Below are 25,218 nucleotides of genomic sequence, written 5' to 3'. Positions count from 1 at the left end.
CGGATGATAAATCAGCGACTTAAGACTTATTATATTGTTATCCTAACCTCTGCCGTAATATCCCCCTGCCTGCACGACAGTTAACTGATTTCTCTTTTACGCCACAGCGAGAATAATTGATGCCTGTTATCACGTTAAACCGTCTGGCTGATTTGCCAGCCGCACAGTGGGATGCGCTGGTGCCTGCGCAGCAGCCTTTCCTCAGCTATGCATTTTTATCCGCGCTGGAAGACAGCGGCAGCCTCGGGCCGCATTCCGGCTGGCATCCGCAGCATCTTCTCTGGCAGGAAAACGGGGAAATCCGCGCCGCCATTCCCGGCTATCGCAAACGCCATTCTTACGGCGAATACGTGTTTGATCAGGGCTGGGCGGATGCCTGCCAGCGTTCAGGTATTGCCTATTACCCGAAATGGCTGGGTGCGGTGCCGTTCAGCCCGGTGACCGGCGCACGGCTGCTGGGCGATGAATCTGCTGCGATCAGTCTGTTGCAGGCACTGCCGGATTTTCTGCAAGAAAATGGCCTGACCGGCGCACACATCAATTTTACCGATGAGCGCGCCAACCGGCTGATCGGCGGTGAAGCGGTCTGGCAGCACCGGCAGGGCCTGCAATATCACTGGCAGAACCGCGGTTATCGCGATTTTCAGGATTACCTCGACGCACTCACCTCACGCAAGCGCAAACAGTTTCGCAAAGAGCGCGAACAGGTGGCCGCGCAGGGCATTGATTTTGTCTGGCTGAAAGGCGCGCAGGTGACTGAAGCACAATGGGATTTCGTTTATGCCTGCTACAGCAATACCTATGCGGTACGCGGCCAGTCACCGTATCTGACCCGCRCATTTTTCAGCCTGCTGGCGGAAAGAATGCCGGAGGCGATCCGCGTGGTATTCGCGCAGCAAAACGGCCGTGATGTCGCCATGGCGTTCAGTTTAATCAGCGGTGATACGTTTTATGGCCGCTACTGGGGATGCGTGGCGGAATTCGACCGGCTGCATTTTGAAACCTGTTTTTATCAGGGAATGGAATACGCGATTGCCAGCGGCCTCAAACGGTTTGATGCGGGCGCACAGGGCGAACACAAACTGCTGCGCGGCTTTGAGCCGGTGATCACCGACTCATGGCACTATTTACGTCATCCGGGTTTGCGTGACGCCGTGGAAGATTTTTTAGTGGAAGAGCGTGCCGCCGTGCAGCGCTGGGCGGACGAAGCCCGCGAAGTGCTGCCCTACCGGCACGACGGCTGTTAAGTTCGGGCCCTAATCCATGCCGACAAATCCACCGGTCTGGTGTTGCCACAAGCGCGCATAAAGCCCGCCGTGCGCCAGCAGCTCGGCGTGATTGCCCGTCTCAACAATCTGCCCTTTTTCCAGCACCACCAGGCGGTCCATTTTGGCAATCGTCGATAAGCGGTGCGCAATGGCAATCACCGTTTTACCGCCCATCAGCGTCTCCAGACTTTCCTGAATCGCCGCTTCCACTTCGGAATCCAGCGCCGACGTGGCTTCATCCATGATCAGGATCGGTGCGTTTTTCAGTAATACGCGGGCAATCGCAATACGCTGACGCTGGCCGCCGGAAAGTTTGACGCCGCGCTCACCGACATGCGCATCCAGCCCGGTACGGCCCAGCGAATCATAAAGTTGCGGAATGAATTCATCGGCACGCGCCTGACGAATTGCCAGTTGCAACTCCTCTTCCGTCGCGCCCGGCCTGCCGTACAGCAGGTTGTCGCGGATGGAACGATGCAGCAGCGAGGTGTCCTGGGTAATCATACCGATTTGTGCGCGCAGGCTTTCCTGCGTGACGTCGGCAATATTTTGCTGATCAATCAGAATGCGACCGCTGTCGATGTCATACAGACGCAGCAGCAGATTCACCAGCGTGGATTTCCCCGCGCCGGAAGGCCCGATCAGGCCGATCTTCTCGCCGGGACGGATTGCCAGATCCAGATTGGGGATCACCCTGCCGCCTTCTCCGGAATTCTCTTTGCCGTAATTAAACTGAATGTGATCAAAGTGGATCGCCCCCTGATCGACTTTCAGCGCTTTCGCCTGCGGGATATCCGTTACCGTCAATGGCCGCGCAATGGTGTGCAGGCCGTCCTGCACCATGCCGATATTTTCGAAAATACCGTTCACCACCCACATGATCCAGCCGGACATATTCACAATACGAATAACCAGACCCGTCGCCAGCGCGATAGCCCCGACGCTTATCAGCGACTGGGTCCACAACCACAAGGCAAGACCGGTGGTGCTGACAATCAGCAACCCGTTCAGCGTGGTGACCGACACGTCCATGCCGGTGACCAGACGCCCTGCCAGTTGGGTTTTCTCGGTCTGTTCGCTAATCGCTTCGCGCGCGTATTTTTGCTCGAGATCGGTATGCGCAAACAGTTTCAGCGTCGTGATGTTGGTGTAACCGTCGACGATGCAGCCCATCAGTTTTGAGCGCGCTTCCGATGACTGCACCGAGCGTTGTTTCACACGCGGCACGAAATAACGCAGGCAAACGCCGTAACCGAAGATCCAGATAATCAGCGGGATCATCAGCCGCCAGTCCGCCTCGGCAAACAGGAACAGCGCACTGGCGGCGTAAATCACCACATGCCAGATGGCGTCCACCGCCTGCACCGCCGAATCGCGCAACGAGTTACCGGTCTGCATAATGCGCTGGGCAATGCGCCCGGCGAAATCGCTCTGGAAAAAGTTCAGGCTCTGTTTGAGGACATACTTATGATTCTGCCAGCGGATCATGCTGGTCATGCCGGGACTGATAGCCTGGTGAACCAGCAAATCATGCAACCCGATAAACACCGGCCGCAGGATCATCGCCACCGCCGCCATCCATAAAAGCTCGCCCATATGGTCGGTGAAAAAACTGCCCGGCGGTGTGTCTTTGGTCAGGTCGATAATCTGGCTGAGATAGCTGAACAGCGAAACCTCAATCAGCGCACCGATCAGTCCCACCACCAGTAAAACGGCGAAACTCGGCCAGACCTGACGCAGATAATAAAGATAGAAAGGCAGAACCTGATCCGGCGGTTCAGCAGCCGGTGCCTCACGGAAGATGTCGATCATTCGCTCGAAACGGCGAAACAGCATAGCGATCCCCTTTATGATATCCCTGCCGGCGTTGCTGGTTTCCATGCCATTTCAACGCCGTAAAGGGGAAAGCTTAGTGCAAATCGCCGGGATTGCGGCCGGTTATTTCTTCAGCACCGCATCTTTTTGCAGCAGCGACAGGACAAACGCCAGCACCATCACGCACGCGGCAATCAGATACACCGAGTGCAGCGCCGAGCCAAATGCCTGCAAATAATCAGCGCGGATGGCGGCCGGTAATTCCTGCACCGCCTGCGCGCTGAGTGAGCGGGGAAGCACCGTGCCTTCGGGGATCAGCGCCACCAGTTGATCACGCAGAACGTGGGTGAAAATCGCCCCAAACATTGCCACGCCGATGGAACCACCAATCGAGCGGAACAGTGTCACACCGGAGGTCGCCACGCCCATTTGTTTCATCGATACCGAGTTTTGTACCGCCAGCACCAGCACCTGCATCACCATCCCCAGGCCGAAACCGAGCACGCCGATGTAGAGATACAGCATATGTACCGGCGTGCTGACTTTCAGAAAGCCCAGCAGCACCATACCGGCGAAACTCAGTAAGGTGCCGATAATCGGAAAAATACGATAACGGCCAATACGGCTGATCAGACGCCCGCTGACGATCGAACTGAACAGCAATGCGCCCATCAGCGGCAGCAGTTGCATCCCCGCTTCTGACGGCGACGAGCCTTTCACCACCTGCAGATACAGCGGCAGGAAGGTCATCGACCCCATCAGTGACATGCCGATAATAAAACTGATTGCGCAACTGAGCAGGAAGGTGCGGTCGCGGAACAGACCCAGCGGAATGATCGGCTCGGCCGCCAGCGTTTCTTCATAAATAAAGCCACCAAGGGTCACCAGCCCGAACGCCAGAATGCACCACAGTTGCGGATCCGACCACTGATACACCGTGCCACCTTCGCTGGTGAACAAGATGATGCAGGTCAGCGCCGCCGCGAGATACCCCGCGCCGAGAAAATCGATTTCATGGCGGATGCGTGCAGTCTGCGATTTCAGCGCCACGCCAATCACCAGCAGGGCGAAAATCCCCAGCGGCAGATTGATGTAGAAAATCCAGCGCCAGGAAATATGCTCAACCAGAAAACCACCGATCAGCGGCCCGATGACGGTCGCCAGACCAAATACCCCGCCGAACAGCCCCTGATATTTCCCACGCTCGGACGGCGGAATGACATCGCCGACCGCCGCCATACTGACCACCATCAGCCCGCCGCCGCCCAGCCCCTGCAGGGCGCGCATCAGAATCAGTTGCGTCATGTTCTGCGCCAGCCCGCACAATACCGAACCGAGCAGGAACACGATAATCGCCGTTTGCAGCACGATTTTGCGACCGAGCAGATCACCAAACTTACCGTACAGCGGCACCACAATGGTGGAGGCCAGCAGATAAGAGGTCACCACCCACGAAAGCTGATCCAGGCCACCGAGCTCGCTGACGATAGTCGGCAGCGCGGTGGACACAATCGTCTGGTCGAGTGCGGCCAGCAGCATCACCAGCATCAGCGCGGAGAACAGCAGCTTTATCGAAGGCTTCTGTTCCGCCACCTCGCTCTGTGCCGAATTTATTGTCGTCATGAATGACATCCTGACTTGTAATTAATTAACTGTATAATTAATATTGAAGCATCAAATTCATCTGGTCAATGGATCGCCCTCCTTATGGCAGACAGAAAAATCTCAGAAACGCCAGGATCCGCACAAAAGGATCAAAACGAAGCCAACACGCCCGTGCGTCGTCCGGGTCGTCCGCGCAGTGCAAAATCCGGAGCGGATAAGCGTGAACTGCTGCTGGACGCCGCCCTGAAACTGTTTGCCCAATACGGCATCGCCGAAACGCCGCTGAGCATGATCGCCAAAGAAGCAGGCGTCACTACTGCCATGCTGCATTACTATTTCAAGACCCGCGAACAACTGCTGGACGTGATGATCGACGAACGTTTTCAGCCAGTCCGTGCCGGATTTACTGATATTTTCCAAACACATGCCGACGATCCGCTTCTGGCGATCACTAATATGGCGCAGTGCATGATTGATGCGGCAGAAAAATACCCGTGGGTGGCACCGCTGTGGGTGCGGGAAGTCATCAGCGAAAGCGGTATGCTGAAAAAACGCATGGAAGAACGTAACGGCGACAAAAACCGCAAAATCGTACAGGAATGCATTACCCGCTGGCAGGCCGAAGGAAAACTGAATCCGGATCTCAATCCGGCATTGCTGTTCATTTCCCTGTTCGGTCTGACGCTGTTCCCGATGGCCTCAATGAAAATGAGACGGGAAGGCGCGTCACCCATTTCCCCCGATATGTTGCGTAAACACGTCGCCCTTTTGCTGTTCCACGGCGTTGCGCCGCAGAAGCCGTAAGCTATTGACTATTATTTCTTGTTTATCGTCGGCATTTCACCAAATAAGTGATCAATGCCGCAATTTTTCATCTGGTGTTATCTCCCTATATTCCCTATAAATAAATATCACACAGCAGTGATTTAAAAATAATAGAGGTATATATGGAAATCCTTGAACAATTAAACAGTTTGGCCATAAAAATTAAGCAACAGTCGCCATTGATTCAAACTGAAGAAGCCACGAAAAACGCATTTGTTATGCCATTTATTAATAAGATCCTTGGATATGATGTCTTTGACCCAACGGAGGTTATTCCAGAATTTATCTGTGATGTGGGTACCAAAAAAGGCGAAAAAATAGATTACGCAATTCTTAAAAGCGGGGAAATTCAAATCCTTGTGGAATGTAAAAAAATCGGCGAATCCCTCAATGTTAACCATGCCTCTCAATTATTCCGATATTTTCATGTCACAAACGCGCGAATATCCATTCTGACTAACGGGCAGGTGTATAAGTTTTTTACTGATCTCGACGCACCCAACAAGATGGATGAGAAACCTTTTTTTGAGCTAGATCTGCTTGATTTAGATGAAAATCTTGTTCCGGAGCTGATCAAGCTTACCAAATCAGCTTTCGACGTGGAATCCATTGTTAATGCGGCAGGTGAACTGAAATACGTCAGCCAGATTAAGAAGATATTTCTTGCTCAATTCACTAATCCTGAAGAAGATTTCGTTAAATTTTTTGCCTCGCGTGTTTATGACGGAATCCTCACACAAAAAGTACGTGAGCAATTTAATACTCTTACCCGTAAAGCCGCGAGCCAGTTGTTAAATGATCAGGTAAACGAAAGACTTAAATCAGCACTCAGCGGCACGGCGCAGAATTTGCCGGTGAAAGAAATCGAAGAAGAATCCAGTACTGCACCAGCAATTATAAATACACCTGAAACGGATCAGATTGTTACCTCCGAGGAAGAACTGGAAGGATTCCACATCGTCAAGTCAATCATAAGAACCATTGTCGATGCGAAACGCATCACGCCAAGGGATACCAAAAGCTATTTTGGTATTCTCATTGATGACAACAACAGGAAACCTATTTGTCGCCTCCATTTTAATCGCACGCAATTTTATATTGGGCTGTTTGATGCAGAAAAAAATGAGACCCGGCATCCGATAGATTCCCTGGATGATATCTACAAGTTCACTGAGCATCTTAATAAAACAGCCCAGAGTTATAACTGAAGAGCTAAGGATAATTTCATGAACCTGCAGAAGCAGGTTCATGATTCTTCCACGGCGTTGCGCCGCAGAAGTTATAAGCCGGGCCACGACCTGCGCGGGTTATCCCGTGCAACTCTCTTAAATCCCTCTTTTTTGTAATGAAAAATACTGTGCAGACTCCTTTATGATGTAACGAAAATGTTGCTGTTAATCAGGGAATGCCATTCAACATGAAGGGAATGCCGCCATTAATTCTTGCGCTGTTAGCCAGTTCGTTAGTACTCACTATCGGACGTGGCGTCACACTGCCGTTTATCACTATTTATCTGACTGAGCACTATCATCTGCTGCCCAAAAGCGTCGGGATCATTCTCGGTGCCAGCCTGGCAATCGGGATTCTCAGTAGTCTTTACGGCGGCTATCTGGTGGATAAATTCAATCACCGGACGCTGATTACCGTCTCCATCAGCCTGTTCGGGCTGAGCTTTTTACTGTTGCCGTTTCTGCCGAATGTGACCGGCGTGCTGCTGGTACTGGCGCTGCTCAATGCCGCTTACGCCCTGCTCAGCATCACGCTCAAAGCCTGTATCGCCAGCTGGTTGCCGGTAGAAAAAAGGGTGAAGGCATTTTCGATGAATTACACGCTGGTGAATGTCGGCTGGGCGGTGGGCTCGTCGCTGGGCGTGTGGCTGGCGGGTTTCAGCCCGCTGCTGCCGTTCGTGATTTCCGGCGTACTGGCGCTCGGTACCGTGATTTCCCTGACCTGGGGATTGCGCAATATCCCGCATAAACCGCCGCAAACAGAACAGGAACAGAAACCCCTGCCAAAACCGAACCTTCGCCAGACACTGAGCATTCTGGCCCATGACCGTCGTCTGATTTACTTCACGCTGGGCAGCACGCTGGGTTCGGTGGTGTTCGGGCAATTCGCCGGTTATCTCTCGCAGTACCTGATTCTGGTCTCAAACGCCGCTTTTGCGTACAAAATCATCGGCGCGGTGATGATCACCAACGCCGTGATTGTTATCACCTTCCAGTACGTATTAAGCAGCCGGATGAAACAAAACAGCCTGCTGAAATGGCTGCTTCTCGGCACGATTTTCTTCATCATCGGCCTGATCGGCTTTATGACCGCCGGACAATCGGTGTTGCTTTGGGTGATCGCGATGGCGATTTTCAGCTTTGGCGAACTGATTGTTATCCCGGTGGAATACATGTTTATCGACTTTATCGCGCCGGAAAATATGAAGGGCAGCTATTACGGCATGCAGAACCTGAGCAATCTGGGTGGCGCGATAAACCCGGTCATGTGTGGTTTTCTGCTCAGTTACACCGCCCCGCCGGTGATGTTTATCGCGCTGATTGCCGCCTCGGTTGGCGGTCTGCTGTTCTTCTGGATGGGGCACCGTCTGGCGGCTAATACAGCACAGCCGCGTGCTGTTTAAGGGTTTCCATCAGCCCGATATAAGGATGCGGGCCATAGCTTATCCGGCTGACACCCGCCGCAGTGAGATCAGCCAGCGGTGGTGTCAGATTGCTGGCCATAATGTTCACCGGCAGCGCTGATACCTCACAGAGTTCGGCAATCAGTGTCAGGTCACTCAAACCGGGGGCAAAAAAACCGCTGGCTCCCGCATCCTTATAGGCAGTCAGCCGCTTTTTAGCTTCCGCCATCAGCACCGGATGCCGCGTGGCGTCGGGTTCCTGTAAAAAGACATCGGTGCGCGCATTGATAAATAACGCCATTCCCTGATTTTCCGCCACCTGACGAAGCGAGTTCAGAATCTCGCATTGTTCACGGACGCCGTTCAGCGCGGATAATCCGATTTGCTGATCCTCAACATTAATACCCACGACACCCGCCTGCAAAAGTGCGCTCAGGTTGTCGCGGCGATCCGCACCATAACCGGTCTCGAAATCCACCGTGAGCGGCAGACTGATCACAGAGGCAATGCGTTGCACCGTCCGTAACAGGCTGGAAAAAGGCATGGCTTCGCCATCCTGATACCCCTGCGCCGCCGCACACGACCAGCTTCCGGTAGCGATGGCTTTTGCCCCCGACTGCGCCACCGCCAGCGCGCTGCCCGCATCCCAGATGTTGTATAAAATGACCGGATTGTGCTTCTGGTGAAGTTGTGAAAATGCCAGTGCCCGACTTTGCTGATTCATACCCTGCTCCTCGTTTAGCGGCTCAACGCCATTCTTCGTTCGTGTTCAATCAGCCACCGCTTGCGCCATAATCCGCCGCCGTAACCGGTCAGCGAACCATCAGCACCAATGACGCGATGACAAGGGATCAGGATTGAAATCTGGTTAGCCCCGTTGGCACGGGCGACTGCGCGGGAAGCCGTGGCCTGCCCGATATCCGCCGCCAGCGCGGAGTAACTGCGCAGTTCACCCGCCGGAATAGCCCTGAGCGCATCCCAGACTTTACGGGTAAACAATGAACCGAATTCCGCCAGTGGCGTGATAAATGTGTGCTTTTCACCCGCGAAATACGCCGCCAGTTCCAGTTCGAGCTGATCAATCAGCGGCGTTCGTCCAAAAATAATTTCAGAGGACGTCAGTTGTTTCAGCCGCTCAATTTCATTAGGTAATGCCGGACGATCAATAAACTCCAGCAGATACAGTGCGTCGTGGCTGGCGATCGCCAGCATGGAACCGATCGGCGTATCCAGCCAGTCAGCCTTCAGAAACTGATGCTTTCTGGCCTGGCTCGGGTTCAGCCCGATTTGACGGGTGATCGCCGCTCGAAATCCGCTGCCGGATTCAAAACTTGCATCCAGTTGGGCATCAATTACCGGCTCTCCTCCGGCCAGCGCATCGACACCCTTGCCGATTCTGCGTAAGCGCGCCATTTCCAGAAAAGTGATGCCAAACTGTCGTTTAAAGGCGCGGCGGACGGTGGAAGGATCAACGTTCATCGCCTGCACATCGCCCTCGCTCCACTTTTTGCCTGGCTCGTTTTCCAGCGCGGCCAGCAATTTCAGCACCAGCGGGTCTTTTTCTCCGCCCTGCATCAGCGGCCGGCAGCGTTTACAGGGCCGGAATCCGGCTTCCATCGCGCTGACCATCGACGGATAAAATACCGAGTTCTCGCGCTTCGGTTTTCGTGCCGGGCAGGTCAGGCGGCAAAAAATACCGGTGCTTTTGACGCCGACAAAAGCAAAGCCGTCATAGGCCGGATCACGGGCAATCAGCGCAGCATAAAGCACATCATCGTCAGGTAAATCGAACAGCATGATTTCACTCGCAGACCGGAAACATGGGGAAAAGCATAGGGGAATTTCAGCGGGAGAAGCGACGTTTTTCGGGCGTTGATTTTAAATATTCACAGCAAGAGTGTCCGTGCCCGGCGTGATACCGGGCACGGCTATTTTTACTCCTCCAGTCCGCGGTTTTTCAGCATCGGCTCAATTGACGGAGCCTTGCCACGCCAGGTTTCGTAGAGTTTTTCCAGATCTTCGCTGTTACCGCGTGAGAGGATCTGATCACGGAATTTCTGACCGTTCTCCCGCGTCAGCCCACCCTGCTCAGTGATACCGGCAAAGGCATCATCGGCCAGCATTTCGGTCCACAGATAGGCGTAATACCCGGCGGCATAGCCGTTACCCCAGATGTGCTGGAAATAGCTGGAACGGTAGCGCGGCGGCACATACGCCAGATTCACTTTATCTTTCGCCAGCGACTCCGCTTCAAACTTATCAACATCCTGCTGCGGTGCGTCCGCGCTCAGGCTGTGCCAGTGCATATCCAGTAACGCAGCCGCCAGCAGTTCGGTCATGTCATAGCCTTTGTTGAACTTACTGGCCTTCTCGATTTTGTCCTGCAAGGCCTGCGGCATCACTTCACCGGTCTGATAATGTTTGGCGAAGTGAGTAAACACTTTCGTATCACTCGCCCAGTGCTCGTTAAACTGCGACGGGAATTCGACAAAATCACGCGGCGTCGCAGTACCGGAAAGACCCGGATATTCCTGATCGGCAAACAGGCCATGCAGCGTGTGACCAAATTCGTGGAACATAGTGATAACGTCGTCCCACGACAGCAGCGCCGGTTGCCCCGCCGCCGGTTTCTGGAAATTCGCCACGTTGTAAATCACCGGTTTCGTACCCAGCAATTTCGACTGATCGACGTAGTTGCTCATCCATGCGCCGCCGCCTTTATTATCGCGCTGATAATAATCGGCGTAGAACAGCGCCATCGATTTACCGTCTTTATCGAACACCTCAAAAACCCGCACATCAGGATTGTAAACCGGCAGGTCTTTGCGTTCTTTAAAGGTGATGCCATACAGCAAGTTAGCGGCATAAAACACGCCGTTTTCCAGCACATTATTCAGCTCGAAATAGGGTTTGATCTGCGCGTCGTCCAGATCATATTTCTCTTTGCGAACCTGCTGGGCGTAGTGCTGCCAGTCCCAGGCAGTCACTTTGAAGCCGCCCTTCTGTTTATCGATTTCTGCCTGAATATCCTGCGCTTCACGCTGCGCGCGGGCGGTCGCGGCTGGCACAATTTTGTGCATGAAATCCAGTGCAGCCTGCGGCGTTTTCGCCATCTGATCTTCCAGTTTCCACGCGGCATAACTCGGGAAACCCAGCACCTGAGCCTGCTGCGCGCGGACCTTTGCCAGCTTCGCAATCAGCTCACGGGTGTCGTTGGCATCGCCTTTTTCAGCGCGATTGATTGAGGCCTCATACAGTGCCTGGCGCGTGTCGCGGTCATCCAGTGACTGTAACAACGGCTGCTGCGTGGTGTTTTGCAAAACCAGAAGCCAGGCATTATCCAGCTTGCGGTCTTTGGCGGCCTGCGCGGCTGCCGATAATTCGGCGTCACTCAGCCCGGCAAGCTGCGCTTTATCTTTCACCGTCAGCCCGCCCGCTTTGGTGGCGGCCAGCAATTTATTAGTGAACTGCGTGCTGAGCGTTGCCGCCTGTTGATTCAGCGCTTTGAGTTTGTCTTTATCCGCATCCGAAAGATTGGCACCTGACAGCTCGAAATCCTTAAAAGTCACCTCAATCAGGCGCTGTGATTCGGGGGAAATTTTCAGGCTGCTGCGCTGGTCATAGACCGCTTTCAGCCGCGCAAACAGCTTGCTGTTGAGATGAATGCTGTCATCCATCGCCGCCAGTTTTGGCGAGGTATCTTCGTCAATTTTTTGCAGCGTATCGTTGGTATTCGCGCCGGTCATCGCGCCAAAAACGTTTTGCACGCGTTGCAGCATGACGCCGGATTTTTCCAGGGCCACATAAGTATTTTCAAAGGTTGGCGGCGCGCTGTCGCTGGCGATTTTATCGACTTCAGCCAGTTTCTGGCGGATGCCTTCGAGGATCGCCGGTTCATAATCGCTGTCTTTATAGAGATTAAATTGCGGCGCCTGGTATTCCAGCGTGCTGGGTTTCAGAAATGGGTTATCGGCATTAATAGCGTGATTCATGACGTGCTCCTGAGTGGCGGGCTGTGCGGTTTCCGCAGCCCCTGCAAACTGGCTGACAGCCAGGCTGGTTGCCAAAAAGAGAGATGACAAACGCATTCCAGTCTTCCTTATCTGAGTGAGAGAAGTGCTCCGTTAAGTCATTGAGAATAGACCTCACTCAGCGATCCGGCAAAAGGCAAACGTAGGTAAATCGTGTTATTACGAGGCGGATTCCATATTTTCGATAAAACTTTTCTGTCAGGATACCGGCCTTAGCAGGGCATAAAAGATGACAGAGGTTCCGATGATCAAAGACCAGACGTTCAGTGACCAGCGTTTTAGCGTGAAGCAGTTTACCGGCGAGACACTGGAGAACTGCCGCTTTTACCGCTGCCGTTTTGACAGCACCGATCTGTCAGAAACGGCGTTCGTCGATTGTCTGTTTTACGATGATGGGGAACAAAAAGGCTGCTCTTTCCAGCATGCAAAATTGCAGGATGCCAGCTTTAAACGCTGTGATCTGACGATGGCTGATTTCAAAAACATTCAGGCACTGGGTTGTGAAATCCGTGAATGCAAAGCCACTGGCGCAGATTTCAGCGGCGCGAGTTTTATGAATATGATCACCTCGCGCACCTGGTTTTGCAGCGCCTTCATGACCAAAAATAACTTCAGCTACGCGAACTTCAGCAAAGTCATTCTGGAGAAATGCGAGTTATGGGAAAACCGCTGGACCGGCGCGAACGTGCAGGGCGCAAACTTCAGCGGCTCCGACCTTTCCGGCGGCGAATTCACCGAGTTCGACTGGAATAACGTCAACATTACCCATTGCGACCTGACGAACTCCGATCTGGGTGAGCTGAATATCCGTAAAGTCGATCTCGATGGCGTGAAAATCGACGACTGGCAGCAGAGTCATTTGCTGGAAAAATTGGGGATGATTGTGATCCATTCGAAGTGAGAGGATACGATATAAAAAACCGCTCTCTGAAGCGGCTTTTTTGTGCCTGAAATCCCCAGGCTGCCCGCCGGAAAGTGCGCTTCCCCTCCGCCCTTCATCAGAATCTCACCGCAATATGCTATAACAGACCTTCGCTTTAGCCACGAAATTAACCTCATGAAAGATAATAGTATTTATTCGCCTCAGGCGTCTGTGCCGGAAAAATCACGGGTGCTGGGCTGGTCTGATTTATTCTCGCTGTGGTTCTCGCTCGGTATGGGTCTGATGGTATTGCAGGCCGGTGCCATTCTGGCTCCGGGCCTCGGGCTGGCGGGCTCGCTGGCAGCCATTGTGTTGGGGTCTGCCGTCGGCGTTGCGCTGCTGGCACTGGTCGGGGTGATCGGCGGGCAGACGGGCATGTCGTCGATGGCGTCGCTGAGGCTCAGCCTCGGCAAACGCGGCGTGGCACTGCCGGTGCTGTTCAATCTGATCCAGTTGATCGGCTGGGGCGCGTTCGAAATTGTGGTGATGCGCGATGCGGCCAGTCTGCTGGCAAAACGCGCCTGGGGCGACGGCAGTTTTTGGGCGAATCCGACCCTCTGGACGTTTATTTTCGGCGTCGTTGCCACCTTGCTGGCGGCCAGCGGGCCGCTGGCGTTTATCCGCCTGGTACTGCGCCGCTGGGGGATCTGGCTGTTGCTGGCGAGCTGTGCGTGGCTGACCGGTTATCTGTTCCTGCACGCCGATTTATCCACACTGTGGCATAAAGCCGGGGACGGTTCGATGCCGTTCGCGCTGGCCTGCGATATTGTGGTGTCGATGGCATTTTCGTGGCTGCCACTGGTGTCGGATTACACCCGTTTCGGCAAATCTGCGCGGCAAAACTTCTGGGGAACGGCCTGCGGATATTTCCTCGGCAGCGTGTGGATGATGGCGCTCGGCGTGGCGTATACGCTGGCGTTTGTCAGCACCTCGACCGATGCCAATGCGCTGCTGCTGGCGCTTTCCGGGATCGCACTGGGTATTCCGCTGTTACTGATTCTGGTGGATGAGCATGAAAATGCCTTTGCGGATATTCACTCAGCGGCGGTGTCGGCGGGGACTTCCCTGCCGGTCAGCGTGGGTAAACTGACGCTGGGTATCGGCCTGCTGTGTACGCTGATCGCATGGGCCGTTCCGCTGACGCAATACGAAAACTTCCTGCTGCTGATTGGCTCCGTGTTTGCGCCGCTGTTTGGTGTGGTGCTGACGCATCATTTTGTTCTGCGCAGGCAGACACAAAAAGACCTGAATATACGTTCCCTCGCAGCCTGGATTACCGGCATTGTGGTTTATCATCTGATGGCAAATCTGCTGCCGGATATCGGCGCGACAATTCCGTCGCTGCTGGTGGCGGGGCTGGTGTGCTGGGGATTAGGGCGTAAAGCCTGAGATAAAAAAACCGCCCCGAAGGGCGGTTTCTCTACTGCTACAAACCCGGGCCCGTGCTGACATTGATGTTGATATGAGAAACATTAACGTTCCATCCATCACCAGCAGTTGTCATCAAAGAACCCAGTACAACGATCAGTGCATAAATACACTTATTCATTGATGCGGCCTTTTACAACCGCGTTTCACCAATAAGCACCGGGACCGACTGGAGAAGGACAAGCAGTGTTTGGGTTGCCTGTCCGCGCGGTACTCAAGTGCTAATTTCAAGCCCGGTGACCCGTCGCTAAACGGGCAAACTAGCCCCGCGCAGATGCTACTACCAAGACCATAAAAACAATAAGGATATGTGTATAGAATTTAAACTTGCTGCCTTCCCACCCCTGGTGTAAGTTAGTGGCGTTTGGGTTGCCTGATCCCGCTTATTATTAAAGCGTGAAACTGGGTTGATTTAGCGCTAACTGAATCACCCAACAAAAAAACCGCTCTCTGAAGCGGTTTTTTTGTGCCTGAAATTCAGCCCTTACCGTCTCATTTCCCCTGGCCGAAAAAGTCGTTGTACAGCATGTAAAGATGCGCCGCACTCCATGAGAAGTTTGGTGCGCCCTGCTGCTGGCCGTTGAGCGGATTGTAGTTTTCCCGGATAGGTGCATCCGAAATCAGACCATCGGCGTGATCAAAGAAGGCCTGTGCCATTTTCACAGCATCTTCGCGGTAACCGTATTGCTCCATGCCTTTCAGGCCGAAATATAACTGATCGACCCAGACCCTGCCGCGCCAGTAAATGTCTGCACCGAACGCCGGATTGGTCAGTGCGGCGGTGCCCAGCGGCACATAGGTGTTAAATTCGCGCACATCTTTCATCACTTTCACCACGGCGTCGGCATGCGCCTGCGTCGCTGCACCGTTAAACAACGGTGACCAGCCTTCCGGGCCTTTGCCGCGTTCGACGATTGGTTTGCCCGCGCAGCCGTTGGCCAGCGGTTTGTCTTCAATGCGGATGTCATAGAAGAAGCCGCTGCGGCTGTCGAACATGCAGGTGTTGATGTATCCGGCCAGTTTGACGGCTTTCGCGCGAAAATCTGCGGCGGCTGTTTTCTTGCCCAAAATGTCGGCGATTTCGGCCATGTATTTGTTGTCGCTGTACATATAGCTGGCTTCATCGACGGATTCCTGTAACAGCGAATACCCCAGCAACGTTCCGTCATCCGAACGGTTTTCGGCGAATTTGACCTGCCAGTCCTGTTTTTTACCGCCATTTTTGATGTATTTCGCCAGCTGATCGGCATCGATAAAACCGAAGGCCGCCGCATCATCCCGCCCCGATTCCCACGAAGCCGCCACCTGCGCCGGGATTTCGATGCTGTCGTACTGACCGGATTTCACCACGCGGTCGTAGTTTTTCAGCCCGGATTCGGTCTGTTCTTTCTGCCCTTCCCTGACGGTAAACAACATTTTGCCGTCAGCGGTGTTATGCGCTTTATCGCGCGTGGCGCCATATTCCGGCACGCCGTTATGGTTGTGGTCACGGTTGTGCAGCCACCAGTCGTGATAAGCGACCAGTTTAGGGTACATCTCCGCCAGCCATTGTTTATCACCGGTCGTTTTGTAGATTTCCATCACCGACCACGCCGCCAGACTCGGTTTCGTGTTGCGCTCATTCCAGTTGGTGCCATCGCCGCCACGTTCCGGACCCGGGTTATAGGCAATCAGATCAGGTACAAAACCGGCATCCCACGGACGAACCGGATCACCGGGCGGGATCTGAAAGGCAAACACGGCGCGGATATTGTTTTTCGCCACCTCGGGATTGAAATGCGCCATCGCATACGCTTGTTTCCAGGTGTCCCACGGCCAGGTCTGATTGCCGGAGAACCAGCGGCCAGTCACCGATGGCGTCACCGAATCAAACTTCATCGCACCTGCCGCCCCGCGCCAGTTAGCGGTTAATGTTTCGATGGCTTTCACCGCCACACGTTCCTGATCTTTGGTTGCTTTCGGGTTTGTCAGACCGGCATTCAGGTAGCCTTCCCAGCGTTTTTGCGAGGCATCCAGATAAGGCTGGGGATGCGCCAGAATATCCTGGATTTTCGGCTGCTCTTTCTGAACCTCAGCGGCCGTCAGCAGATGCGAATAAGTGGTGTAAAACGTGGTGGAACCGGCGATTTTGGCTTTGCCGGTAAACTGATGGCCTGTAACCGTCATCTGCATCGGCAGGGATTTGTGGATCTGATATTCGGACTCGCCGGAGGTCATCAGGCTTGAGGCCTCGCGCACTTTGCCGAAAATCACACGCAGGCCGTCAGCAACCGGCAGGATCTGGCGCGTATACCCCGGATATTCCTGCCCGATGGTTTTATCCGATGGCGGTTTTCCTTCCTGAGCGCGGAGCTTTTCCAGCAGTTCGCCGTCCCAGACCAGTTCCAGCGGGGAATCCGTGGTGATTTTAGTTTCCAGCAAAGAAGTGCGGGACGTCGCGAAACGCAGGGTCATGTCGATGCGGATGCCGGGCGCGGTCAGCGTCTGGATAAGCGCCCCGGGAATGCTGTAAGCGGTCATGCTCAGCGCGACTTTTTGTCCGGCTTTATACACCGTCAGCCGGTCAAAGTTATCGGCCATAAAGTTGATATATTCTTCGGTCAGCAGCGCCGGTCCAGGGAATCCGCCCATACCTTGCGGGCCAGACGGCAGTAAATGCCCGTGCCAGGCACCCTCATCAAATAAAGGATTAAAACGCTGATGCTCGTCGAAATCATAATCGAGCATATATTGCGGCGCGCCGGTACGGTTAATAACGTTTTTAAACGAATCAGCCCGCAAAGTCTCGGCGTTTTCTGCCTGTGTGTGTGCAGAAATAAATAAAGCAGCACAGATAATTAAACTGAGCGGCCGGTGCGGATTAATTTTTTTCATTATGATTTTCCCCAGTAGAAATATTGCATAAGAAATACCGAGTTGCTGGCGCCGGTATTGTCATTGCTCATATAGAATTTGCTGTCTAATGCGGTCGCGAACCGGCCGCCGTAATATTCGTACCAGATACCGGCCTGTGCGTAAGACGTGGTGGTATCGAAAGTAGTATCCCGCGAATGTTCGGCATAACTGTACGCGGTGGATAAATACAGTCCGGTGACCGCTTCAACCATGGCGCTGACCATCATTCCTGATTCGTGGCCGGAATGGCTGCTGTCGCCTTTGCCGGTGTGATGCCAGACGCGCCCTGCCAGATTTTTACCCTGCAAACCCGCGAGGAATAGCTGCCCGGTGCCATCGGTCAGTTCCAGACCGTTGAGCAGCGTCAGCCCTTCCATCAGATCATATTGCGTGTAGCCGTTGACCATCGCCTGATAGGTGTATTTATCTGAATAACGGTCGTATTTTCCGAAATGGAGCAATGCAGTACTTTCATTAACACGGCTTTGCGGTGCGGCGGTCAGGCTGTAACGAAACTTGCCGGTCAGGTTTTGCACCTTCACTGCCTGCGTTAAATCGCGGGTATTAGGGATCACGTAGCCGTATTCCGGCGTGAAATCGCCCCACCATTGCAGGTCATCCAGCGAGGAATCGTTGCGCATACTGAGGATAAATTCGGTGCCCCGATCAGTACGATAACCACCGTAAAAACGGTTTAAGCCGCCTTCGAATCCGCCCCAGCGGTGATCAGGCACCCAGGCGTTTCCGTGATGATCGGCCTGTACCGTCCAGCCTTCGCCGTAAATAAGCCCGAACCAGTTACCGTGTTTTATTTCCAGACCACCTTCGATATAGGTTCCGTCGCTGTATTTGTGCTGATCTTTGCCATTTAAATACACGCTGCCGCCGCCGCCCATTTCGCCATAAAAGCGATAAGCAGTGGCGTCGCGGCTGACCGGCGTTATTTCCGGTGGTGCTGATTCATTATGTTCGGCGGGGACAACCGGTTCCTGCGCCCGCAAATTCATTGATAAGGAAAATAATAAAAGTACTAATATTTTATTTAATGATGTGTTCTTCATCGGTATGCGCTTCTTTGTTTGGTTATTATGAACAGGAAAGCAGAAGTAAAACGCATACTAGTAAATATTTTACTAAAATATACTTAAAATTAGGTAAAGCGTTAACTCTGTCACAGTGAGATTTTGCGGGCCGGAAGGCCGGTGAGCGGTGTACATAAGGCACTGATCACATTAAGCTACGGCTTTGGTTTACCTGATGATGAGACGCTGATGGCTACTTTGAAGGAAATCGCTGAGGCCGCGAACGTATCCGTTGCGACGGTTTCACGTGTGCTCAATGACGATCCGAGCCTGAGCGTAAAAGCGCAGACCCGCCAGAAGATTTTAGAAACGGCGGAACGCCTGGAATACAAAGTCTCGCCTTCCCGCCGCAATGCCACGCAACGCATGACGTTTGCCGCATTGTTTACTTACCGGCAGGGGCTGGAAATAGACGATCCTTATTATCTTTCCATGCGCTATGGCATTGAAACACAATGCGAAAAACTGGGTATCACCCTGATTTCCGGCTATGACTTTACCGGCGAAAAAGCGCTGCCTCCGGCGGACGGTTTTCTGGTTATCGGACAACCTCAGGCCGCACTGCATACGCAGCTCGCGCAACAATCCACGCCGGTCGTTTTCATTGATGGCGTAATGGAAGACCCGCAATCTGACTGCGTTAATGTGGATTTATTTAAGATCAGCCAGAAGGTCATCGACTTCTTTATCGGTCAGGGCTATTCGCGCATCGGCTTTATCGGCGGCCGCGATCACCCTGAATTCCCGGATCAGCGCGAGCAGGCCTTTGTGGAATATGGCCGTCTGAAAAACGTCGTCCAGCCGGACGATATCTGGTACGGCAATTTCACCAGCCAGTCCGGCTATCAGTGCGCCAGGAAAATGTTGCAGCAAAATGCGCCTTATCCCCCGGCGTTGCTGATTGCCACCGATACCATTGCGCTGGGCGTGACCCGTGCGCTACTGGAACACGGCGTTAAAATCCCCGAGCAAATCGCGCTGATCAGCGTTAATGACATTCCGACAGCCCGCTTTGTGTTCCCTTCTTTATCGACCGTTCGCATCCATTCCGAAACCATGGGCGCACAGGCGGTCAACCTGCTGACCGAGCGTCTGCGCGATGAACGCACCGTGCCGCTGTCGGTATTTGTGCCAGGATCGCTGCAACTCCGGGACACTACCCGCCGGTAAAATTTAACTGCATGATCCTCAAACCGATTTTTTATTTTTTGTGATCGCCCTGACAACCAGTAAAACTTTTTAGTTATTTTTACTAAATATTTACTATCTTCTCTCCCATAGAAACACGTCTCAGGAGAGATCACGTGAATAATTGGGAAAATATCGAGAAGCAGTCGGAGAACCGTTTACCGCCACGCGCCTCCTTTTTCAGCTATGAAAATCCACAGGCGGCGCTGCGTTTCGATCGCGCAGCCAGTCACGGCTTTCAGTTGCTCAGCGGCCGCTGGCAGTTCCGCTTTTTCGAGCACCCGGCGTTAGTCCCGGATGAATTCTACAATCAGCCGATGACTGCATGGGGTCACATCACCGTCCCCGGCATGTGGCAGATGGAAGGCCACGGCCAGCTGCAATATACCGATGAAGGTTTCCCCTTCCCGATCGACGTTCCTTACGTTCCCACTAATAACCCGACCGGCGCGTATCAGCAGCGTTTTACCCTCGATGCAGCCTGGACAGGCAAACAAACGCTGATCAAATTTGACGGCGTGGAAACCTATTTCGAGGTGTATGTGAACGGGCACTACGTCGGATTCAGCAAAGGCAGCCGCCTGTGCGCAGAGTTCGATATCAGCGCCAGCGTGAAACCGGGTGAAAACCTGCTGTCGGTGCGTGTTTTACAGTGGGCGGATTCAACATATATCGAAGATCAGGATATGTGGTGGATGGCGGGAATTTTCCGCGATGTGTATCTCATCGGTCAGGATCCGGTTCATCTTAACGATTTCACCGTAGTCACCACATTCGATGAAAACTACTGCGACGCCGTGCTCAATATTGATGCCGTGCTGCGTAATTTACTCCAACCCGTCAGCGGTTATCGTCTGCACGCGCAGTTATTCGACGATGGCGTCTGCGTGGCACAGTTATCAGCAGATAACCTGAATATCGGCGATGAAACGCGCTGTCGCCTGGACATTCCGGTCAGTCATCCGCGCCAGTGGAACGCGGAACATCCTGAGTTATATCAGCTGTTGCTGACGCTGTATGACGACACGGGACAGATGATTTCGGTGGTACCTCAGCGCGTTGGCTTTCGTGACATCGGCGTGCGCGACGGGCTGTTTTACGTCAACGGACGTTATCTCAAGCTGCACGGCGTAAACCGCCACGACCACGATCACCGCAAAGGGCGCGCGGTTGATATGGCGCGGGTGGAACGCGATATCATCCTGATGAAACAGCACAATATTAACGCGGTGCGCACCGCGCATTACCCGAATGATCCTCGCTTTTACGAGTTGTGCGATATCTACGGATTATTCGTGATGGCCGAAACGGATCTGGAAAGTCACGGTTTCGCGAACGTCGGCGATCTGAGCCGCATCTCCGACGATCCGCACTGGGAACACGCCTATGTGGAGCGTATCGGGCGTCACGTCATGGCGCAAAAAAACCACCCGTCGATCATTATGTGGTCGCTTGGCAACGAATCCGGTTATGGCTGCAATATCCGCGCCATGGCGAAACACTGTAAAGCCCTCGATCCGACGCGTCTTGTTCACTACGAAGAAGATCGCGACGCCGAAGTGACCGACGTCATCAGCACCATGTATTCCCGCGTACAGATGATGAATGCGTTCGGCGAATACCCGCACGCCAAACCGCACATCATCTGCGAATACGCGCATGCAATGGGCAACGGTCCCGGCGGATTAGCCGAATATCAGGCCGTTCTGAATCGCCATGACAGCCTTCAGGGGCATTACATCTGGGAATGGTGCGATCACGGATTGCTGGAAACCGGTGAAAACGGCCAGATGCGTTATACCTACGGCGGCGATTACGGCGATTATCCAAACAACTACAACTTCTGCATGGACGGGCTGATTTACCCCGACCAGACGCCCGGCCCCGGCCTGCGCGAATATAAACAGGTGCTGTGCCCGGTCGGCGTCAGTCTCCGCGGCGGCGCGCTGCACATCAAAAATCGTTACTGGTTCAGCTCACTGGAAGACATCACGCTGTCGCTGACCGTTCAGGTCGCCGGACGCGGCCTCGAAACCCGAGAAATTTCCCTGCCACACCTGCAACCCGGCGAAGGCGAAACGCTGGCGCTGCCAGAATTTCCCGCCAGCGGTCAGGAAGTTTTCCTGAATGTTGGCATCCGCAAAAACAGCCCGACGGTGTACAGCGAGGCGCAACATCCGCTCGGACAGTATCAGATGCTGTTGCAGGCAGCCCGCCCGTCAGCCATGAAACCTGCGCCGAAAAAGTCCGCAACGCTGTTATGTGATGAGCAAAAACATCAGCTTATCGTCAGCGGCGAGGGCTTCCGGCTGGCATTTTCCCGTCTGGACGGCGAACTGCAAAGCTGGCAAGTGGATGACGAAGAGATCACAGGCCGTGCGCCGAAACTCAATTTCTTTAAGCCGGTCATCGACAACCATAAACAGGAGTTCGAAGGCCTCTGGCAGCCCCATCATCTGCATATCATGCAACAGCATTTCCGGCAGATGCACTGGGCGCGCCAGGAGGACGACGTCGTCATTGAAGTGCAAAGCATCATTGCGCCGCCTGTTTTCGATTTCGGTATGCGCTGCACTTATCGCTGGCAGATATCGCCTCAGGGCGTCGTCACCCTCGATTTATCCGGCACGCCTTACGGTAATTTCGATTCAATTATCCCGAAGATCGGCCTCGATTTTGGCGTCAGCCGTCGTTTCACGCAGGTGGAATATTACGGGCGCGGGCCGGATGAAAACTATCAGGACAGCTGTCAGGCCAATCTCATCGGCCATTATCAGCAGCCGGTGAGCCGTTTATTTGAAAATTACCCGATGCCGCAGGACAACGGTAACCGGCAGGATATGCGCTGGCTGAGTCTGTGCGATGACGCTGGAAAAGGGATTTTCATTCAGCCACGCCAGCCGCTCAATTTCAGCCTGTGGCCATACAGTGCGCAGATGCTGCAACAGGCGCAGCATATTGATGAACTGACGCCGGACGGCTGCCTGACCCTCAATCTCGATCACAAAATTTCCGGTCTGGGCTCCAATTCCTGGGGTTCCGAAGTGCTCGATTCTTATCGCGTCTATTTCTCGGCATTCCGCTACGGCTTCACGATGGTGCCGTTCAGCCAGCATGGCACCAACAGCCAGCAGCTCGCGGAATTCACCTTTCATCCCCGGGAGGAAAACTGATGATTATTCTCGACTGTTTAACCGAATTTCAGCGGCTCTACCGTAGCGGAAAAAAATGGCAGCGCTGCATGGAAGCCATTAATAACCTGGACAATATTCGTCCCGGTGTTTTCCATTCCGTCGGCGATTCGCTGGTTTACCGGCTCGCCAGCGGCAGCGAAAAACAGCGGGCGGAATTCGAGGGTCACCGCCGTTATTTCGATGTGCATTACTACCTTGAAGGCACGGAGGAAATCGAGTTTTCTGCGAAATCTGCCCTGCACCGCGTGTCGCCTTATGACGATGAAACGGATCGCGAATTTTTTACCGGTCAGGGTGAAACGATAAAGGTACCTAAAGGCCGCGTGATCATTTTTGATAACCACGAAGCGTACCGGTTCAGACCGGAAAAAGACGTCAGAAAAGTCATTTTAAAAGTGACCGTCGAAGAGAGTTATTTCGTTAATAAATAATAAAAAAACAAGAACCACTTACCCTATAAACATCGCAGTTGGAGAGTATTTATGGCCGGGTCCAGTCGAAATACCATAGGCAAATTTGGATTGTTATCCATGACATTTGCCGCCGTTTTTAGCTTCAATAACGTCATCAACAATAACATCCAGTTAGGCATCGCCTCGGCACCGGTATTTCTGGTGGCGACCATCATCTACTTTATTCCGTTTTGTCTGATCATCGCCGAATTTGTCTCATTGAATAAGAGTTCGGAAGCCGGTGTGTATGCCTGGGTGAAAAGTGCCCTCGGCGGCCGCTGGGCGTTTATGACCGCCTATACTTACTGGTTCGTGAATTTGTTTTTCTTCACGGCGCTGCTTCCCCGCGTTATCGCTTATGCGTCTTACGCCTTTTTAGGGCACGATTATATTTTCACGCCCTTCACGACCGCGATTATCAGCATCTGTCTGTTTGCCTTTTCCACGATGATTTCCAACAGCGGTGCGAAACTACTCGGGCCGATGACCTCCGTCACCTCGACATTAATGCTGCTGCTGACGTTCTCTTATATCGTGCTGGCGGGTGCTGCGCTGATGGGCGGCGCAGAACCGGCGGATCCGATTAATGTTCAGGCGATGACGCCGCATTTTAACTGGGCATTCTTAGGCATTATTGCGTGGATATTCCAGGCAGCAGGCGGCGCAGAATCGGTCGCGGTATACGTGAATGACGTCAAAGGCGGCAGCCGTGCTTTCGTGAAAGTCATCATTATTTCCGGGCTGGTGATCGGCGTGCTGTATTCCATCGCCTCGCTGCTGATTAACGTGTTTGTGGCCAAATCCGCGCTGCATTTTACCGGCGGCACGGTGCAGGTATTTGAAGGGTTATCCGCACACTTTGGATTACCGGCGGTGCTGATGAACCGCTTTGTCGGCGTGGTTTCCTTCACCGCCATGTTTGGCTCATTACTAATGTGGACGGCAGCGCCGGTAAAAATCTTCTTTACTGAGATTCCTAAGGGGATTTTTGGCGAGAAAACTATTCGTCTGAATAAACACGGTGTTCCGACCCGCGCGGCGTGGATCCAGTTCCTTATCGTTATCCCGCTGATGTTAATTCCGACATTAGGCTCAGACAGCGTGCAAGATTTAATGAATACGCTGATTAACATGACCGCTGCCGCGTCGATGCTGCCGCCGCTGTTTATTATGCTGGCGTACCTGAATCTGCGTCTGAAATACGACAGCGTCGAGCGCGATTTTAAGATGGGTTCCAGAATGCAGGGGATCACTATCGTCGGTACACTGATTGTGATTTTCACCGTCGGGTTCATCGCCTCAACCTTCCCGACCGGTGCCAGTATTATCACCATTGTGTTCTATAACGTCGGCGGACTGGTGTTGTTCCTCGGCTATGCCTGGTGGAAATACAATAAATATTCCAAAGAACTGGACGATAAAACCCGTTATCACGAAGACACGCCGCTGGCGAGAATTGTGCTGGAATCGCAGAATGAAACAGCGCGGGTGAAGAAAGAGAATATGGCAAAGTCACTTTCCGGGGCGTAAGACTGCGCCCTGCAAAGCGAAAATAAGGACATAAAAAAACCGCCTGAAGAGGCTAATGCCGGTCACTTAAGGTGACCGGCATTGTTTTTTAAGGGATATTTCGACCTTTTTTCTCTCACTTCCCTCGCATATTCACGCTCACGCCTCGAGGGCAGCTTTAGCATCGCTGCGTTGCTGTAAAAATGCTTCAGATGACCCGGGATGGCTCCCGCTGATGCCCACGGCAGCCCGATTAACAACCGTAATATCTCCGACACTGCACCGCTAAAACTCAGCTGATAAGGCAGATAATCTCCCTTCAGGCTGAACGCCATCTTGATCATCTGGTAACGAATAAGGTTATAACTCAGC

Annotated in this window: 17 protein-coding genes and 1 pseudogene; 10 read left to right on the top strand and 8 right to left on the bottom strand. The window is 53.3% G+C overall.

Annotated elements, in window-relative coordinates; genetic code table 11:
- Nucleotides 1-119: 119 nt before the first annotated feature.
- Nucleotides 120-1,247, top strand: coding sequence for a GNAT family N-acetyltransferase (locus tag AC1DUO_RS16920; protein WP_477988085.1), 1,128 nt, complete (start codon nt 120-122; stop codon nt 1,245-1,247).
- Nucleotides 1,248-1,256: 9 nt separating this feature from the next.
- Here AC1DUO_RS16920 and AC1DUO_RS16915 read toward each other — a convergent pair whose 3' ends face one another.
- Both AC1DUO_RS16915 and AC1DUO_RS16910 read right to left on the bottom strand, forming a co-directional pair.
- Nucleotides 1,257-3,104: an ABC transporter ATP-binding protein gene (locus tag AC1DUO_RS16915; protein ID WP_013573498.1), complete on the bottom strand. Its 1,848-nt coding sequence runs from the start codon at nt 3,102-3,104 to the stop codon at nt 1,257-1,259.
- Nucleotides 3,105-3,206: 102 nt separating this feature from the next.
- Entirely contained in the window at nt 3,207-4,706 is a 1,500-nt protein-coding gene (locus tag AC1DUO_RS16910; RefSeq protein WP_013573497.1) for an MDR family MFS transporter, read from the bottom strand.
- Nucleotides 4,707-4,790: 84 nt separating this feature from the next.
- Between AC1DUO_RS16910 and AC1DUO_RS16905 the strand changes: the two genes are divergently transcribed.
- The 3 genes from AC1DUO_RS16905 to AC1DUO_RS16895 all read left to right on the top strand — a co-directional run bounded on the left by AC1DUO_RS16905 (nt 4,791) and on the right by AC1DUO_RS16895 (nt 8,145).
- Nucleotides 4,791-5,492 carry a TetR/AcrR family transcriptional regulator gene (locus tag AC1DUO_RS16905; RefSeq protein WP_013573496.1) on the top strand — a complete coding sequence of 234 codons (702 nt, stop codon included), beginning with the start codon at nt 4,791-4,793 and terminating at the stop codon, nt 5,490-5,492.
- 143 nt (nt 5,493-5,635) lie between these two features.
- Entirely contained in the window at nt 5,636-6,721 is a 1,086-nt protein-coding gene (locus tag AC1DUO_RS16900; RefSeq protein ID WP_013573495.1) for a type I restriction endonuclease, read from the top strand.
- Between the two features lie 209 nt (nt 6,722-6,930).
- Entirely contained in the window at nt 6,931-8,145 is a 1,215-nt protein-coding gene (locus tag AC1DUO_RS16895) for an MFS transporter (protein ID WP_013573493.1), read from the top strand.
- Here the strand turns inward: AC1DUO_RS16895 and AC1DUO_RS16890 are convergent.
- The 3 genes from AC1DUO_RS16890 to dcp all read right to left on the bottom strand — a co-directional run bounded on the left by AC1DUO_RS16890 (nt 8,117) and on the right by dcp (nt 12,233).
- A complete protein-coding gene (locus AC1DUO_RS16890; RefSeq protein ID WP_119261086.1) occupies nt 8,117-8,869 on the bottom strand; it encodes an isocitrate lyase/PEP mutase family protein in 753 nt (250 codons plus the stop codon). The two genes, AC1DUO_RS16895 and AC1DUO_RS16890, sit on opposite strands and share 29 nt — an antisense overlap.
- Nucleotides 8,870-8,883: 14 nt before the next feature.
- Complete coding sequence (locus AC1DUO_RS16885; protein ID WP_119261085.1) at nt 8,884-9,942, bottom strand: bifunctional transcriptional activator/DNA repair enzyme AdaA; 1,059 nt, start codon at nt 9,940-9,942, stop codon at nt 8,884-8,886.
- A 137-nt stretch (nt 9,943-10,079) separates the two neighbouring features.
- Nucleotides 10,080-12,233 carry a peptidyl-dipeptidase Dcp gene (dcp, locus tag AC1DUO_RS16880; protein WP_119261084.1) on the bottom strand — a complete coding sequence of 718 codons (2,154 nt, stop codon included), beginning with the start codon at nt 12,231-12,233 and terminating at the stop codon, nt 10,080-10,082.
- A gap of 187 nt (nt 12,234-12,420) precedes the next feature.
- On the opposite strand from dcp, the gene AC1DUO_RS16875 reads away from it, so the two are divergent.
- Complete coding sequence (locus AC1DUO_RS16875; RefSeq protein ID WP_013573489.1) at nt 12,421-13,077, top strand: Qnr family pentapeptide repeat protein; 657 nt, start codon at nt 12,421-12,423, stop codon at nt 13,075-13,077.
- 156 nt (nt 13,078-13,233) lie between these two features.
- Nucleotides 13,234-14,487, top strand: coding sequence for a putative hydroxymethylpyrimidine transporter CytX (cytX, locus tag AC1DUO_RS16870; RefSeq protein WP_013573488.1), 1,254 nt, complete (start codon nt 13,234-13,236; stop codon nt 14,485-14,487).
- A gap of 531 nt (nt 14,488-15,018) precedes the next feature.
- Here cytX and ygjK read toward each other — a convergent pair.
- Both ygjK and ygjJ read right to left on the bottom strand, forming a co-directional pair.
- Entirely contained in the window at nt 15,019-17,400 is a 2,382-nt protein-coding gene (gene ygjK / locus AC1DUO_RS16865; protein WP_126124047.1) for an alpha-glucosidase, read from the bottom strand.
- Nucleotides 17,400-18,482 (bottom strand): protein YgjJ, encoded by a 1,083-nt coding sequence (ygjJ, locus tag AC1DUO_RS16860; RefSeq protein ID WP_014411472.1) that lies wholly within the window; start codon nt 18,480-18,482, stop codon nt 17,400-17,402. The genes ygjK and ygjJ overlap by 1 nt, the downstream gene beginning before the upstream one ends.
- 210 nt (nt 18,483-18,692) lie before the next feature.
- On the opposite strand from ygjJ, the gene ebgR reads away from it, so the two are divergent.
- From ebgR to AC1DUO_RS16840, 4 genes are all read left to right on the top strand, one after another.
- A complete protein-coding gene (gene ebgR, locus AC1DUO_RS16855; RefSeq protein ID WP_037033902.1) occupies nt 18,693-19,673 on the top strand; it encodes a transcriptional regulator EbgR in 981 nt (326 codons plus the stop codon).
- A gap of 134 nt (nt 19,674-19,807) precedes the next feature.
- Entirely contained in the window at nt 19,808-22,864 is a 3,057-nt protein-coding gene (gene ebgA / locus AC1DUO_RS16850; protein ID WP_477988076.1) for a beta-galactosidase subunit alpha, read from the top strand.
- A complete protein-coding gene (locus AC1DUO_RS16845; RefSeq protein WP_119261081.1) occupies nt 22,864-23,316 on the top strand; it encodes a beta-galactosidase subunit beta in 453 nt (150 codons plus the stop codon). The genes ebgA and AC1DUO_RS16845 overlap by 1 nt, the downstream gene beginning before the upstream one ends.
- Nucleotides 23,317-23,367: 51 nt before the next feature.
- Complete coding sequence (locus AC1DUO_RS16840) at nt 23,368-24,867, top strand: amino acid permease (protein WP_112197941.1); 1,500 nt, start codon at nt 23,368-23,370, stop codon at nt 24,865-24,867.
- 62 nt (nt 24,868-24,929) lie between these two features.
- Here AC1DUO_RS16840 and AC1DUO_RS16835 read toward each other — a convergent pair.
- Nucleotides 24,930-25,218 (bottom strand): annotated as a pseudogene (locus tag AC1DUO_RS16835) (IS4 family transposase); the annotation flags it as partial.

This window comes from Rahnella sp. P4_A8 (assembly GCF_056402435.1).
This window is presented reverse-complemented; position numbering and strand designations above follow the sequence as displayed.